This is a genomic window from Stenotrophomonas sp. STM01, assembly GCF_014852135.1.
In the GTDB taxonomy this organism is placed as follows: Bacteria; Pseudomonadota; Gammaproteobacteria; order Xanthomonadales; family Xanthomonadaceae; genus Stenotrophomonas; species Stenotrophomonas capsici.
In genome coordinates this window covers 336,997-350,608 of the sequence record NZ_JACVBA010000002.1, presented here as the reverse complement: position 1 = coordinate 350,608, position 13,612 = coordinate 336,997, and the positions used below count along the sequence as shown (strand labels likewise).

Genomic DNA, 13,612 nt, shown 5'->3' with positions numbered 1-13,612 from the left:
GGCCGGGGTTTCTGTTTTGGGCACATGACGGCATCCTTGTCACATGTCTGCCCGTCGTGACGCCGTATCCCTTGACCTGTCCACCGAACCGCTCAGCCGCCTTGCCGGCGTCGGACCGCGGGTGGCCGCCAAGCTGGAGGCGCGGGGGCTGATCACGCTGCAGGACCTGTGGCTGCACCTGCCGCTGCGCTACGAGGATCGCACCACGCTGCTGCCGATCCGCGCGTTGAAGGCGGGCCTGGCCGCGCAGGTGGAGGGCAGGGTGGAGGCGGTGGAGCGTGGTTTCCGCTACCGGCCGATGCTGCGCGTGGCCATCGGCGATGATTCCGGCGGCACGCTGGTGCTGCGCTTCTTCCATTTCCGCGCCGCGCAGGTGGCGCAGTTCAGCGTCGGTACGCGGCTGCGTTGCTATGGCACGCCGCGCCCCGGGCAGCACGGGCTGGAAATCGTCCATCCCAGCTATCGGGTACTCGGCGACGCCGAGGAGGCCGGGCTGGGCGAAGCGCTGGACCCGGTGTATCCGGCGGTGGAAGGCATCGGTCCAGCCAGCCTGCGCAAGCTGATCGGGCAGGCGCTGGATCGCCTGCCGGAGGAGGCACGGCTGGAACTGCTGCCGGCCGATCTGCTGGCCGGCCTGAACCTGCCATCGCTACGTGACGCCCTGCTGACCATGCACCGCCCGCCGGCCACGGCCGACATCGCCGCACTGGCCGCCGGGACGCATCCGGCGCAGCGTCGCCTGGCGATGGAGGAACTGCTGGCCCATCACCTGAGCCTGCGCCGCCAGCGCATCGCCCTGCAGCAGCATCGCGCGCCGTCGCTGCGTGGCCGTGATGGGCTGGTCAAGGCTTTGCTCGACGCCTTGCCGTTCAAGCTGACCGGTGCCCAGCAGCGCGTGTTCGACGAGATCCGCAAGGATCTGGCGCGGGCCCACCCGATGTTGCGGCTGGTGCAGGGCGATGTCGGTTCGGGCAAGACCGTGGTCGCCGCGCTGGCGGCGATGTTGGCGGTCGAGCGCGGCAAGCAGGTGGCGCTGGCCGCGCCGACCGAGTTGCTTGCCGAACAGCATCTGGCCAACCTGCGTGGCTGGCTGGAGCCGTTGGGCGTGCGCGTCGCGTGGCTGGCCGGCAAGGTCACCGGCAAGGCGCGCAACAAGGTGCTGGAGGACGTCGCCTCCGGGCACGCGCAGGTGGTGGTCGGCACGCATGCATTGATGCAGGACAACGTGGTGTTCAACGACCTGGCGCTGGCCATCGTCGACGAGCAGCACCGCTTCGGCGTGCACCAGCGCCTGGCCCTGCGCGACAAGGGCGCCAGCGCCGGCGTCGTGCCGCACCAGCTGGTGATGACCGCCACCCCCATCCCGCGCACGCTGGCCATGGCCGCGTATTCGGACCTGGATGTCTCGGCCATCGACGAGCTGCCCCCCGGGCGCACGCCGGTGCAGACCATCGTGATCAGCGCCGAACGTCGTCCCGAACTGGTCGAGCGCATCCGTGTCGCCTGCCAGCAGGGGCGCCAGGTGTATTGGGTGTGCACGTTGATCGATGAAAGCGACGAGGTCGTTGCCACTGCCGCGCAGGCCACCTTCGAGGCGCTGTCGGCGCAGTTGCCGGAACTGCGCATCGGCCTGGTGCACGGGCGCATGAAGGCGGCCGAGAAGCAGGCGGCCATGCGTGCCTTCAAGTCCGCCGGGACCGACCTGTTGGTGGCCACCACCGTGATCGAGGTCGGCGTGGACGTGCCCAATGCCTCGCTGATGATCATCGAGAACGCCGAGCGGCTGGGCCTGGCCCAGTTGCACCAGCTGCGCGGGCGGGTGGGGCGCGGGGCCACCGCCTCCAGCTGCGTGCTGATGTACCAGGCGCCGCTGTCGAACATGGCGCGCGAACGGCTGGAAACCATGCGCCACACCGCCGACGGCTTCCTGATCGCCGAGAAGGACCTGGAGCTGCGCGGTCCCGGCGAACTGCTGGGCACCCGCCAGACCGGCCTGGCCGCGTTCCGCGTGGCCGACCTGGCGCGCGATGCGGGCATGTTGCCGGCGGTTCACGACCTGGCCGAGCGCCTGCTGGCGCAGTCGCCGGACCTGGCCGACCGGGTGGTCCGGCGCTGGATCGGTGGCGCGGTGCGCTACGCATCGGCCTGATCGCGTGCTTCCCCTGTCATGGAGGAGATGACAGACTCCATTGCCAACCAAAGTGAAGCAGAAGATGAGCAAGAAGATACCGTTGCTGATTGATACCGATCCGGGTGTGGACGACGCGCTGGCGCTGTTGATGGCCTTTGCCGACGAACGCCACGAGGTGATCGGTCTGACGGTAGCGGCCGGCAACGTCGGGCTCGAGTACACCGTGCGCAATGCGTTGAAGCTGTGCGAAGTGGCCGGCCGTGAAGACGTGCCGGTGTTTGCCGGCACGCCCGACCCGTTGGTCTACCCGGCCGAGGACGCCGCCCACGTGCATGGCCGCGATGGTTTTGGCGACGTCGACCTGCCGCATGCCGCGTGCCAAGTCCAGGCCGAGCATGCCGCGCTGGCGATCCTGCGCCTGTCGCACCAGTACGCCGGCGAGCTGTTGCTGGTGGCGCTGGGCCCGCTGACCAACATCGCGCTGGCGCTGAAGCTGGACCCGACCCTGCCGCAGCGCGTGAAGCGCTTCCTGGTGATGGGCGGTGCCATCAATGGTCACGGCAACATCACCCCGGTGGCCGAGTTCAACATCGCCTTCGATCCGGAAGCGGCGCACATCGTGTTCACCAGCTTCCCGCATATCGAAGTGGCCGACTGGGAAGCCACGATCGCCCACGGCATGCTGCACCGGAGCGTGGAGACGTGGCTGGCCGCCGATTCGGACAAGGCGCGCTTCTATGAGCTGATCTCGCGCAAGACGCGTCTGTGGTCGGAAGACAGCCGCGGCGAGCACTGGTATGCCGCCGATGCCCTGGCCATGGCATGGGCGCTGCAGCCCGACGGCGCCACGCAGCTCGAGCAGCGCCCGCTGTCGATCGAGCTGACCGGTGCGCGGACCCGCGGTGCGACCGTGGTGGACTGGAACCGCCAGACCGGCGCGCCGGACAACACCACCTTGCTGGTCGGCTACGACCAGGCCCGGTTCGAAGCCCAGGTGCAGCGCGCCCTGGGCGCCTGAAACCCGGGTTGAATTCCCGGCTTGCTCCTGAGGCAAGCCGGGACTATAATACCGCTCTTGACCACCAGCCCACACGGTGCGAGCCCATGAAGGCCGATATCCATCCCGATTACCACAACGTCGTTTTCCACGACGTCACCTCCGACTTCAAGTTCCTGACCCGTTCGACCATGTCCTCCAAGGAGACGGTCAAGTGGGAAGATGGTGAAGATTACCCGCTGATCAAGGTCGAAATTTCCTCGGCCTCGCACCCGTTCTACACGGGCAAGCACAAGGTCATCGACACCAGCGGTCGTATCGACAAGTTCCAGAAGCGCTACGCCCGCTAATCTGGTTGTTGTTGTACGCACACAAACATCGGCCGCGCATTGCGTGGCCGATGTTTTGTGCTGTCTGCAGCTTGCTGAACCGATGCTCAATCCGACTGACATTGCCGATAACGCTGTGTCGCATTGCCGGGGCTGCTATAAGACTTTCGTCTGCGCAATCTGGAATTGCTGCTGTGCGATAATAGTGGCAACCGCAGCCGGAAACAGCATGAAAAGCTGCGGATTTCCTTCACGCGTCTGGCCACGGTCACCTCTCTGATCCATGGTCGGCGCCTTCCACTTGAGGAGCGCACACTGTGTCCGATCTTGATCAGGTCACGCTCAACGCCGGCGACAAGTCGGTCGTTCTGCCTGTCGTCAAACCCGTTCTGGGCAATAACTGTGTCGATATCTCGAAGCTGACCAAGGAAACCGGTCTCTTCACCTACGACTCGGGCTACACCGCCACCGCCAGCTGCAAGTCGGCCATCACCTACATCGATGGCGACAATGGCGTGCTGCTGTACCGCGGTTACCCGATCGAACAGCTGGCCGAGAAGTCCAGCTTCGTCGAAGTCGCCTACCTGCTGATCAATGGCGAGCGCCCGGACGCCGCCCAGCTGAAGGCCTTCGAAGCCGAACTCACCGCCGAAGCCGGCGTTGACGCCTCGATCAACACGCTGATCGGCAGCTTCGCCAAGGATGCCCATCCGATGGCGATCCTGGCTGCCTCGATCGCGCAGCTCTCGGCCAAGTACCACGACTCGCTGGACCTGGCCGACGCCGAGCAGCGCCGCCAGGCCGCCGTGCGCCTGATCGCCAAGGTGCCGACCCTGTCGGCCCTGATCTACCGCCATGGCAAGGGCCTGCCGGCCAACACCCCGGACACCTCGCTGGATTACGTCAGCCGCTTCCTGAAGCAGACCTTCGAGTCGGCCGATGGCAAGTACGACCTGAACCAGGACGTGGTCAAGGCGCTGGACCTGCTGTTCATCCTGCACGCCGACCATGAGCAGAACGCCTCGACCTCGACCGTGCGTCTGGTCGGTTCCACCGGCGCCAACCCGTACGCCTCGGTCGCCGCTGGCGTCACCGCGCTGTGGGGCCCGGCACACGGCGGCGCCAACGAAGCCGTGCTGAAGATGCTGGAAGAGATCGGCACCGCCGACAACGTCGAGTCCGCCGTGGTCAAGGCCAAGGACAAGACCTCCGGCTTCCGCCTGATGGGCTTCGGCCACCGCGTCTACAAGAACTTCGACCCGCGCGCCAAGGTCATCGGCGAGATGACCAGCAAGGTGCTCAAGCAGCTGGGCGTGCAGGATCCGCTGCTGGACGTGGCCGTCAAGCTGGAACAGGCTGCGCTGCAGGACGAGTACTTCGTCGCCCGCAAGCTGTACCCGAACGTCGATTTCTACAGCGGCATCATCTACAAGGCGCTGCAGATCCCGACCGAGATGTTCACCGTCATGTTCGCCCTCGGCCGCACCGCCGGCTGGGTGTCGCATTGGCTGGAACAGCAGGTCGACCCGGAAATGAAGATCGGCCGTCCGCGCCAGGTCTACACCGGCCACGACGTGCGCGACTACAAGTAATGGCACCGGCGCAGCAATGCGCCGCGGCATGACGACAAAGGCCCCGCAATGCGGGGCCTTTGTGTTCCGGGGTGCCGGGTGTTCCAGCTTCGCGCCCGCGGGCGCTTCTACAACGAGGGGTCCCGGTAGGAGCGGCTTCAGCGGCGAAGCAGGAACGGCATCCGCCCACGCACTGCCGGGAACCAGGCGTTCCTCGAGCGCGGGATTACCGGCGCCGGCAGGTTTCCGGTTTTGCGCCCCAGGGCGCTCCTACTCGTCGGCCAGCAGCTGGCGCAGCTGGGCCAGCGTGGCACGCGGCAGGGGTTTGCCGTCATCGCTGGATACTGGCGGTTGCCGCACCGCGTCCTCGGGCAGGATCACCAGCTCGAAGGCAATCCCATCAGCGGCGAACTCCCAGCCCGGGTAATGCTGGCGCGAGGCATGCCCGGCCAGCTGCAGCGGCCACGCGCGTGCCTCGGCGGGAATCTGCTGGTCATGCAGGAAGTGCTGCACGGCCTCGGCGTCGTCGCAGTGCAGGTGCAGGATGACCGGGCTGCTGTCACCGGCCAGGCCGGTCAGCACCGGGCCGGCCAGGCGCGGCTGGAACGCCTGCAGGAACTGCATCGCCTGCATCGCCGATGCACGCCGTTGCCGCAGCGCGCCCGGCTGGGTGGTGGAGGCGAACAGGCGCTGGTGCTCGCGCAGCGCCTGCTCGACATCGGCCAGGCGTGGCCACAACGCTTCTTCGTGGATGCCAAGCCGGCTGGCGGCCTTGCGGCGTGCGTGTTCGAAGTCCTGGATGCCGCTCTCGGCGATCAGGCGCGCGGCTTCCTGGGCGATCCGCTGGCGGCCACGTGCGTTGCGCTGGGCGCTCTGTGGGGATGATGGCATCGCGGGCTCCTCCCGGTGGGTGCGGCCCGATTGTAGGCAGGCGGCGGGGTGTGCGTCCCGCCGCCTGCGGCAATGCGTCAGAAGATGTCGAACGCGGCGTCGTCGGCGCTCTGGTCCTGCTGCTCGAAGTCGAACTCCTGCATGCGGTCCAGGTCCTCGTTCTTGACCCATTCGGTGGCGCCGTTGAGCGTGGCCTGCACCATGCCCGACGGGGGGTCGTTGCGCGCGATCGGCGCATCCTTCAGGGCCACGCGCATGTAGTCGATCCAGATCGGCAGGGCGGCCTTGCCACCGTACTCGCGGTACCCCAGCGAGCGGAAGTCGTCGCGGCCCACCCACACGGTGGTGGCGAACGGGCCCCCGAAGCCGGAGAACCAGGCGTCGCGGTGGTCGTTGGTCGAGCCGGTCTTGCCGCCGACGTCCTCGCGGCCCAGGACCTTGGCCGCGGTGCCGGTACCGCGCTGGACCACGTCACGCATCATCGACACCAGCTGGTAGGCGGTGCGCTCGTCGATGGCGCGCGGCGCGGTGCGTGCATCCGGGTTGACCGGCTTCGGCGGTTGGACCGCGTCGGGCGTGGCGCTGTCGGGCTTCGGGGCGGGGGCAGGGGCGGCTTCGGCACCGAAATTGAAGCCGTCCACCACCTGCGCGACCGGCGCGGCGCCCGGGCCGGAGAGGCCGCCGCAGCCGCGGCAAGCCATGGCCGGGTTCTCCTTGAAGATCACGGTGCCGTCGCGGTCCTTGACCTCATCGATCACCCAGGTATCCACGCGCGAGCCACCGTTGGCGAACACGGCGTAGCCGCGCGCCACCGACAGCGGCGTCACCGAGGCCGTGCCCAGCGACATCGACAGGTTCGGCGGCAGCTCGGCTTCCTGGAAGCCGAACTCGCTGATGTACTTGCGCGCATAGTCCACGCCGATGCTGTCGAGCAGGCGCACCGAGACCAGGTTGCGCGACTGCACCAGTGCCTCGCGCAGGCGCATCGGGCCACGGAAGCCGCCGCCGTCGTTCTGCGGCTGCCAGGTCTTGCCGCGGCGATCGCGGAACACCACCGGTGCGTCGAGCACGATCGAGGCCGGGTTGAAGCCCTTGTCGAACGAGGCGGCGTAGATGAACGGCTTGAAGCTCGAGCCGGGCTGGCGACGGGCCTGGGTGGCGCGGTTGAACTTGTTGCCGGCGAAGCTGAAGCCACCGACCAGGGCGCGCAGCGCGCCGCTCTCGGCGTCCAGCGACACCAGTGCGGCCTGGCCGCGTGGGAGCTGGTCGATCAGCCACTCGCCTTCCTTGCTGCCGGCGCGCACGCGGATCAGGTCGCCGCGGGTGGCCAGCTTGGCCGGGGTGCGGTTGGTCCAGCGGCTGGCGGCTGCCGGCAGGGTCAGTTCGGTGCGGTCGGCCAGCACCACGCTGATGCCGCCGTCGGCATGCGTGGCCGAGACCACCGCCGGCAGCAGGCCGGCCTGGGCCGGAATGCCGGCGATCTGGCGGGCGAGGGTGGCGGCATCGGCATCGGCGGCGACATCGAAATGCTGCTCGACGCCGTGCCAGCCGTGGCGATGGTCATACAGCATCAGGCCATCGCGCACGGCGATGTTGGCCGCTTCCTGCCAGGTGCCATTGATGGTCGTGGTGACGTGGTAGCCCTTGTTGAGCACGTCGCCGCCGTACTTGGCGATCATCTCCTGGCGGACCATTTCGGCCACGTAGGGCGCGTAGACCTCCACCGGCGGCTCATGCGGGGCGGCATGCATCGGCACGGCCTTGGCCGCGTCGGCTTCGGCCTGGCTGATGAAGTGCAACTCGGCCATGCGCTGCAGCACGTAGTTGTCACGGCGCTGGCGCGCGCGCTCGGGGTTGCTGATCGGGTTGCCGCTGGACGGGAACTTGGGGATGCCGGCCAGCGAGGCCATCTCATCCAGGTCCAGTTCGTTGAGCTTCTTGCCGTAGTAGTACTCGGCCGCGGCACCGATGCCATAGGCGCGATTACCGAAGAAGCTCTTGTTCAGGTAAAGCTCGAAGATCTCGTCCTTGCTCAGCTCGCTTTCGATCTTGCGGGCCAGCAGGATCTCGGCCAGCTTGCGGGTGTAGCTGTACTCCGAGCTCAGGAAGAACTGGCGGGCGACCTGCTGGGTGATGGTCGAGCCGCCGGGCACGCGCTTGGCGTCGGTGGTGGCCAGCAGCCAGATCGCGCGGCCCACGCCTTTGTAGTCGACGCCGTCATGCTGGTAGAAGCGGGCGTCCTCGGTGGCCAGGAACGCCTGCTTCAGGCGCTCGGGGACGTCCTTCATCTGGATGGGATAGCGCCGGGTCTCACCGAAGACCGCCATCAATTTCCCTTCGCTGTCATAGACATACATCGGCTCCTGGAGCTCGACGTCACGCAGCGACTGGACGTCGGGCAGCTTGGAGGAGACAACGTAATAGAGCGCTCCGGCGGCGATCGCCCCGATCAGGGCGAAGGCGACGAACAGGGCCAGCAGCCAGCGCAGCCAGCGACGGAAACGTGCCATCCAAAGGTCCCAATTGCGGTTTTTGTGGCCGCAGAGTATAGATTACGCAGGGGAACGGCTGGGGCCGGATCCTTGGGGAGTGCAAAGGGGGTCTTCGGAGCGTGTGATGCGGATCGCGTCTCGTGCCCGGGATGGTTGCCATTTCAGAAAAATCCGTTATTAATGCGCGGACGCAACACTTGCGTCCAAGTGCCCGTCGGCAGGGGAGAATCCGTGGGGCTTATCCCAAAAAGTCAGGCGCCAATCATTGGCGTCGACATCAGTTCTACTGCGGTGAAGCTGCTACAGCTTTCCCGCAGCGGTAATCGTTTCCGCGTGGAACACTACGCCGTGGAACCTCTTCCGCCGAATGCGGTGGTCGAGAAGAACATCGTCGAAGTCGAGGCGGTTGGCGAAGCCATTCGTCGCGCCGTCGCCCGTTCAGGCAGCAAGGCCAAGAGCGCTGCGGCTGCCGTGGCCGGTTCGGCCGTGATCACCAAGGTGATCCCGATGCCGGCCGACCTGGACGAGGACGAGCTGGAGGCGCAGGTCGAGCTGGAGGCGGTGAACTACATCCCGTACCCGATCGACGAAGTGAACCTCGATTTCGAGGTGATCGGCGCGGTGCCCAACAATCCCGAGATGGTGCAGGTGCTGCTGGCCGCGTCGCGCTCGGAGAACGTCGAGCTGCGCCAGTCCGCGCTGGAACTTGGCGGCCTGACCGCCAAGGTCATGGACGTGGAGGCCTTCGCCATCGAGAACGCGTACGCGCTGGTAGCCAGTGAGTTGGCGGTGGGCAGTGACGCGGTGGTGGCCCTGGTGGACATCGGCGCGACCATGACCACGCTCAACGTGTTGCGCAGCGGCCGCAGCCTGTACAGCCGCGAGCAGGTCTTCGGCGGCAAGCAGCTGACCGATGAGGTCATGCGCCGCTACGGGCTGAGCTACGAGGAAGCCGGTCTGGCCAAGCGCCAGGGCGGCTTGCCGGAGAGCTACGAGGTCGAGGTGCTGGAGCCGTTCAAGGAAGCGACGGTGCAGCAGATCAGCCGCCTGTTGCAGTTCTTCTATGCCGGCAGCGAGTTCAACCGCGTCGATCATGTGGTCCTGGCCGGCGGTTGTGCCGCGTTGCCGGGCCTGCCGACGATGGTTGAAGAGCAGCTGGGCGTTGCGACGTCGGTGGCCAACCCGCTGTCGCAGATGACCCTGGGCCCGAAGGTGCAGGCACACGCACTGGCCCAGGACGCACCTGCGCTGATGATCGCGACCGGTCTGGCCATGAGGGGGTTCGACTGATGGCACGGATCAATCTTCTGCCGTGGCGCGAGGAGCGCCGCAAGCAACGGCAGCGTGAGTTCTACGGCATGCTCGGCTTCGCCGCGCTGGCCGGTGTGGTCCTGTCCGGCCTGTTGTGGTTCTACTACAGCCAGCAGATCAGCGGACAGAATGACCGCAACGCGTTCCTTGAAGCCGAGATCACCAAGGTCAAGGAGCAGAACAAGGAAATCGAGCGGCTGGACAAGCAGAAGGCGCGATTGCTGGCCCGCAAGGCGGTGATCGAGGAGCTGCAGGGCAAGCGTTCGCAGATGGTGCACCTGTTCGATTCGCTGGTGCGCACGATTCCGGACGGCGTGGTGCTCACCGCGTTGAAGCAGGAAGGCGAGATGCTGACCCTGGAAGGTCGGACCCAGTCGAATGCGCGCGTCAGTACCTACATGCGCAATCTGGAAGGTTCCGGCTGGATGACCAATCCGGAACTGTCGATCATCGAGGCACGTGCCCAGCAGGGCGGTGGCGTCGGCGTGGATATCAAGTCCCTGCCGTACGTGTTCACCCTGCGTGTGAAGCTGCCCGCCCCGGGTGAGACCAATCCGGCGCAGGTGACGGGCGTGGAGGCCAGTGGCGCCGCGGCAGGCACTGCGCCGGCCGCCCCGGAAGCGACCAGCGCACCGGCAGCAGCCCCCGCGCCGGCTGCCGCACCCGCGGCAGACAAGCCGAAGGCCGAGACCGCTCCGGCGGCTGCCCCTGCTCCGAAGGAGGCCCGCTCGTGAGCAAGAAGTTCAACGCCAAAGACCTGGATTTCAACAACATCGGCAATTGGCCGCGCAACGCGAAGATGGTGTTCTGCGCGGTGTTGGCCTTCCTGATCCTGATCCTGGCCTACCTGTTGGTGGTCAGTGGACAGCGCGAGGAGCTGGCGACGCTGGAAAGCCGCGAGAGTACCCTGCGCGGCGATTTCGAGAAGGAGCAGCAGCGTGCTGCCAATCTCGAGCCGCTGAAGCAGCAGTTGGCACAGATGGAGCAGGTGCTGCAGCAGATGCTGCGGCAGTTGCCCAGCAAGACCGAGATGCCGGACCTGATCATCGACGTGTCGCAGACCGCGCTGTCCAGCGGCCTGAACAACGAGTTGTTCCAGCCGGGTGCGGAGTCGGTGAAGGAGTTCTACGCCGAGAAGCCGATCGCCTTGCGCCTGGTCGGTAGTTACCACCAGTTCGGTGCGTTCGTCAGTGGCGTGGCCTCGTTGCCGCGCGTGGTGATCCTGACCATGCATGACATCAACCTGAAACCCAAGGGTGGCAGCGGCGTGATCAGTCCCGGTGGGGCATTGGAGTTGTCCGGTACGGTCAAGACCTACCGCTACCTTGACGACACCGAGCTCGAGGAGCAGGAACGACTGGCCGCCGAGGCTGAGAAGGGCAAGAAGAAGGGGGGCAGGTAAGCGATGAGCAGGACTTCTTCCTTCATGCTTGGCGCACTGTGCGTGCTGGCCCTGGCCGGTTGCGCCCGAGGCATCAGCAGCACGCCTGGTGAGGCGCCGAATCTCGAGAGGTGGGTGGCGGATGTGCGTGCACGTCCTGCCGAGCCGCTGGACCCGCTGCCGGTGATGCAGCAGTTCGAAACGTTTGAGTACGCCGCGCAGGGCTTGCGCGATCCGTTCAGTGATGCGTGGGTGTCCGCTGATGGCGGCAACCAGCTGCGCCCGGATCCGAACCGTCGCAAGGAGCCGCTGGAGGCGTATCCGCTGGACAGTCTCGACATGGTTGGCACCATCGGCGGGGGCAACGGCATCGTTGCCCTGGTGATGGGGCCGGACAAGGTCACCTATCGCGTGCGCCCGGGGGTGTACATGGGCCAGAGCGATGGCCGTGTCACGGCGGTGCGCGAAGACGGGATTGAACTGATTGAACTGGTGCCGGACGGTGCTGGCGGCTGGCTGGAACGTCCAGCCTCGCTCGCACTGGACGATCGTTGATTGATTAGGGGATAGCACGATGACTTTTACCAAAGCCCTGAGCCTGCGTCCCATCCGGCGCCATGCACTGGTCCGCGTCTGCGCCCTGGGAGTGGCGTTGGCTGCGGTGTGCGGCTCTTCGTTCGCGGCCACGCCGCCGGTGGCAGCAGGTGGCATGGCCACCGGCATGCAGCAGGCGACGTCCGCGGTTTCCGTGACCAAGATCGACTTCAAGCGGGGTAATGACGGCGCGGGTCGCCTGATCCTGCAGTTCGATGGCCAGGGAGCCAGCCCGGACCTGCGCAACCAGGGCGGCAACGTCGTGGTGGACGTTGGCAACGCGGTACTGCCGGCCGAACTGCAGCGTCCGCTCAACGTCACCGACTTCGCGACACCGGTCCAGCGCATCGACGCCAAGCCCTCCGGGCATGGTTCGCAACTGGTGCTGAGCACGAACGGTCCGTATGAATCGCTGGCCTACCAGACCGGCAACGAGTACGTGGTCGAGATCACGCCGCGCAAGGAGGATGTCGCCACCGGTGCGGTGACCTCCAGGACCGTGGCGCAGGCGGCGGCGACCGTGGCGGCACGCGGCTACAGCGGCCGTCCGGTGACCTTCAACTTCCAGGACGTGCCGGTGCGCACGGTCCTGCAGCTGATCGCCGAGGAGTCCAACCTCAACGTGGTCGCCTCGGACACCGTGCAGGGCAATGTGACCCTGCGGCTGGTCAACGTGCCGTGGGACCAGGCGCTGGACATCGTCCTGCGCGCCAAGGGCCTGGACAAGCGTCGTGACGGCGGCGTGGTCTGGGTGGCGCCGCAGCCGGAGCTGGCCAAGTTCGAGCAGGACAAGGAAGACGCGCGTATCGCCATCGAGAACCGCGAGGACCTGATCACCGATTACGTGCAGATCAACTACCACAGCGCCGAAGCCATCTTCAAGGCGCTGACCGAGGCCAAGGGAATCGGTAGCTCGAACGGTGGCAACAGCGGCGGGGCGGGTAACGGGACGCAGGAGAATGGCTTCCTGTCACCGCGTGGCCGCCTGGTGGCCGATGAACGCACCAACACCCTGATGATCAGCGACATCCCGAAGAAGGTCGCGCAGATGCGTGAGCTGATCAACGTGATCGACCGTCCGGTGGATCAGGTGCTGATCGAGGGGCGGATCGTCATTGCTTCGGATACGTTTGCACGTGACCTGGGTGCCAAGTTCGGCATCGGCGGCACGCGTGATTACAACAATGGCGACAACACCGCCACGATCGGAAGCGGTGCAAGCGGGGGCGGCAACGCAGGGCGCGGGCTCAACGTGAATCTGCCGGCCGGCAGCTTCACCACGGGTACCAGCAAGCCGAGCCTGGCCTACACGTTGCTGGGCGCGAACTTCAACCTGGATCTGGAGTTGTCCGCATTGCAGGAAGAAGGACGTGGCGAAGTCATTTCCAATCCGCGCATCGTCACCGCCAACCAGCGTGAAGGCGTGATCAAGCAGGGTAAGGAAATCGGCTACGTCACCATCACCGGTGGCACCGCAGGTACCGCGGCCACTCCCAGCGTCCAGTTCAAGGAAGTGCTGCTGGAGCTGAAGGTGACCCCGACGATCACCATGGACAACCGTGTGTTCCTGAACATGAACGTCAAGAAGGACGAGGTTGACGAACTCCTGGAGCTGGACGGCTACGGCGTGGTCCCGTCGATCAACCGTCGCGAGATCAATACCGCCGTGCTGGTCGAGGACGGCCAGACCGTGGTGATCGGTGGCGTGTATGAGTTCTCCGACCGCAGCAGCGTGAGCAAGGTGCCGTTCCTGGGCGATATCCCGTTCCTGGGCAACCTGTTCAAGAAGCGCGGTACCAGCAAGGAGAAGGCTGAGCTGCTGGTGTTCGTGACGCCGAAGATCCTGCGCGTGGCCAAGGCCGCGAACTGATCTTCACCGCACTTGGAAAAGGGGCCGCGCAAGCGGCCCTTTTTC

11 protein-coding genes are annotated in these 13,612 nt (G+C 66.2%); 9 read left to right on the top strand and 2 right to left on the bottom strand.

Annotated features, from left to right (window positions below):
- Nucleotides 1–43: 43 nt before the first annotated feature.
- The 4 genes from recG to IB227_RS11510 all read left to right on the top strand — a co-directional run bounded on the left by recG (nucleotide 44) and on the right by IB227_RS11510 (nucleotide 5,049).
- The gene (gene recG / locus IB227_RS11525) at nucleotides 44–2,149 is read left to right on the top strand and encodes an ATP-dependent DNA helicase RecG (RefSeq protein ID WP_192287520.1); all 2,106 of its coding nucleotides are present in this window, start codon (nucleotides 44–46) and stop codon (nucleotides 2,147–2,149) included.
- Nucleotides 2,150–2,213: 64 nt separating this feature from the next.
- On the top strand, nucleotides 2,214–3,149 hold the full coding sequence (locus IB227_RS11520) for a nucleoside hydrolase (RefSeq protein WP_192287519.1): 936 nt from the start codon (nucleotides 2,214–2,216) through the stop codon (nucleotides 3,147–3,149).
- Nucleotides 3,150–3,235: 86 nt separating this feature from the next.
- Nucleotides 3,236–3,478, top strand: a complete 243-nt coding sequence (locus tag IB227_RS11515) for a type B 50S ribosomal protein L31 (RefSeq protein WP_132865460.1) — start codon at nucleotides 3,236–3,238, stop codon at nucleotides 3,476–3,478.
- A 296-nt stretch (nucleotides 3,479–3,774) separates the two neighbouring features.
- Nucleotides 3,775–5,049 (top strand): citrate synthase, encoded by a 1,275-nt coding sequence (locus IB227_RS11510; protein ID WP_132865459.1) that lies wholly within the window; start codon nucleotides 3,775–3,777, stop codon nucleotides 5,047–5,049.
- A gap of 249 nt (nucleotides 5,050–5,298) precedes the next feature.
- Here the strand turns inward: IB227_RS11510 and IB227_RS11505 are convergent, their stop codons facing one another.
- Together IB227_RS11505 and IB227_RS11500 are read right to left on the bottom strand one after the other, a co-directional pair.
- Nucleotides 5,299–5,919, bottom strand: coding sequence for a hypothetical protein (locus IB227_RS11505; RefSeq protein WP_192287518.1), 621 nt, complete (start codon nucleotides 5,917–5,919; stop codon nucleotides 5,299–5,301).
- Nucleotides 5,920–5,996: 77 nt separating this feature from the next.
- The gene (locus IB227_RS11500) at nucleotides 5,997–8,429 is read right to left on the bottom strand and encodes a penicillin-binding protein 1A (RefSeq protein ID WP_192287517.1); all 2,433 of its coding nucleotides are present in this window, start codon (nucleotides 8,427–8,429) and stop codon (nucleotides 5,997–5,999) included.
- A 213-nt stretch (nucleotides 8,430–8,642) separates the two neighbouring features.
- Between IB227_RS11500 and IB227_RS11495 the strand changes: the two genes are divergently transcribed.
- The 5 genes from IB227_RS11495 to IB227_RS11475 are packed head-to-tail and all read left to right on the top strand — an operon-like array spanning nucleotide 8,643 to nucleotide 13,567.
- Nucleotides 8,643–9,701 (top strand): pilus assembly protein PilM, encoded by a 1,059-nt coding sequence (locus IB227_RS11495; RefSeq protein ID WP_132865456.1) that lies wholly within the window; start codon nucleotides 8,643–8,645, stop codon nucleotides 9,699–9,701.
- Complete coding sequence (locus IB227_RS11490) at nucleotides 9,701–10,456, top strand: PilN domain-containing protein (protein WP_192287515.1); 756 nt, start codon at nucleotides 9,701–9,703, stop codon at nucleotides 10,454–10,456. The genes IB227_RS11495 and IB227_RS11490 overlap by 1 nt, the downstream gene beginning before the upstream one ends.
- Nucleotides 10,453–11,124: a type 4a pilus biogenesis protein PilO gene (pilO, locus tag IB227_RS11485; RefSeq protein ID WP_243694036.1), complete on the top strand. Its 672-nt coding sequence runs from the start codon at nucleotides 10,453–10,455 to the stop codon at nucleotides 11,122–11,124. Before IB227_RS11490 ends, pilO begins: the two co-directional genes overlap by 4 nt.
- 24 nt (nucleotides 11,125–11,148) lie before the next feature.
- Nucleotides 11,149–11,658 carry a pilus assembly protein PilP gene (locus IB227_RS11480; protein ID WP_225591801.1) on the top strand — a complete coding sequence of 170 codons (510 nt, stop codon included), beginning with the start codon at nucleotides 11,149–11,151 and terminating at the stop codon, nucleotides 11,656–11,658.
- A gap of 19 nt (nucleotides 11,659–11,677) precedes the next feature.
- Nucleotides 11,678–13,567 (top strand): type IV pilus secretin PilQ family protein, encoded by a 1,890-nt coding sequence (locus IB227_RS11475; protein ID WP_192287513.1) that lies wholly within the window; start codon nucleotides 11,678–11,680, stop codon nucleotides 13,565–13,567.
- Nucleotides 13,568–13,612: the final 45 nt, after the last annotated feature.

Excerpts from the sequence above, each read along its gene's own strand:
- IB227_RS11520 (WP_192287519.1), top strand. The coding sequence starts at position 2,214 with ATGAGCAAGAAGATACCGTTGCTGATTGATACCGATCCGGGTGTGGAC.
- IB227_RS11505 (WP_192287518.1), bottom strand. The coding sequence starts at position 5,919 with ATGCCATCATCCCCACAGAGCGCCCAGCGCAACGCACGTGGCCGCCAG.
- IB227_RS11500 (WP_192287517.1), bottom strand. The coding sequence starts at position 8,429 with ATGGCACGTTTCCGTCGCTGGCTGCGCTGGCTGCTGGCCCTGTTCGTC.
- recG (WP_192287520.1), top strand. The coding sequence starts at position 44 with ATGTCTGCCCGTCGTGACGCCGTATCCCTTGACCTGTCCACCGAACCG.
- IB227_RS11480 (WP_225591801.1), top strand. The coding sequence starts at position 11,149 with ATGCTTGGCGCACTGTGCGTGCTGGCCCTGGCCGGTTGCGCCCGAGGC.
- IB227_RS11490 (WP_192287515.1), top strand. The coding sequence starts at position 9,701 with ATGGCACGGATCAATCTTCTGCCGTGGCGCGAGGAGCGCCGCAAGCAA.
- IB227_RS11515 (WP_132865460.1), top strand. The coding sequence starts at position 3,236 with ATGAAGGCCGATATCCATCCCGATTACCACAACGTCGTTTTCCACGAC.
- IB227_RS11475 (WP_192287513.1), top strand. The coding sequence starts at position 11,678 with ATGACTTTTACCAAAGCCCTGAGCCTGCGTCCCATCCGGCGCCATGCA.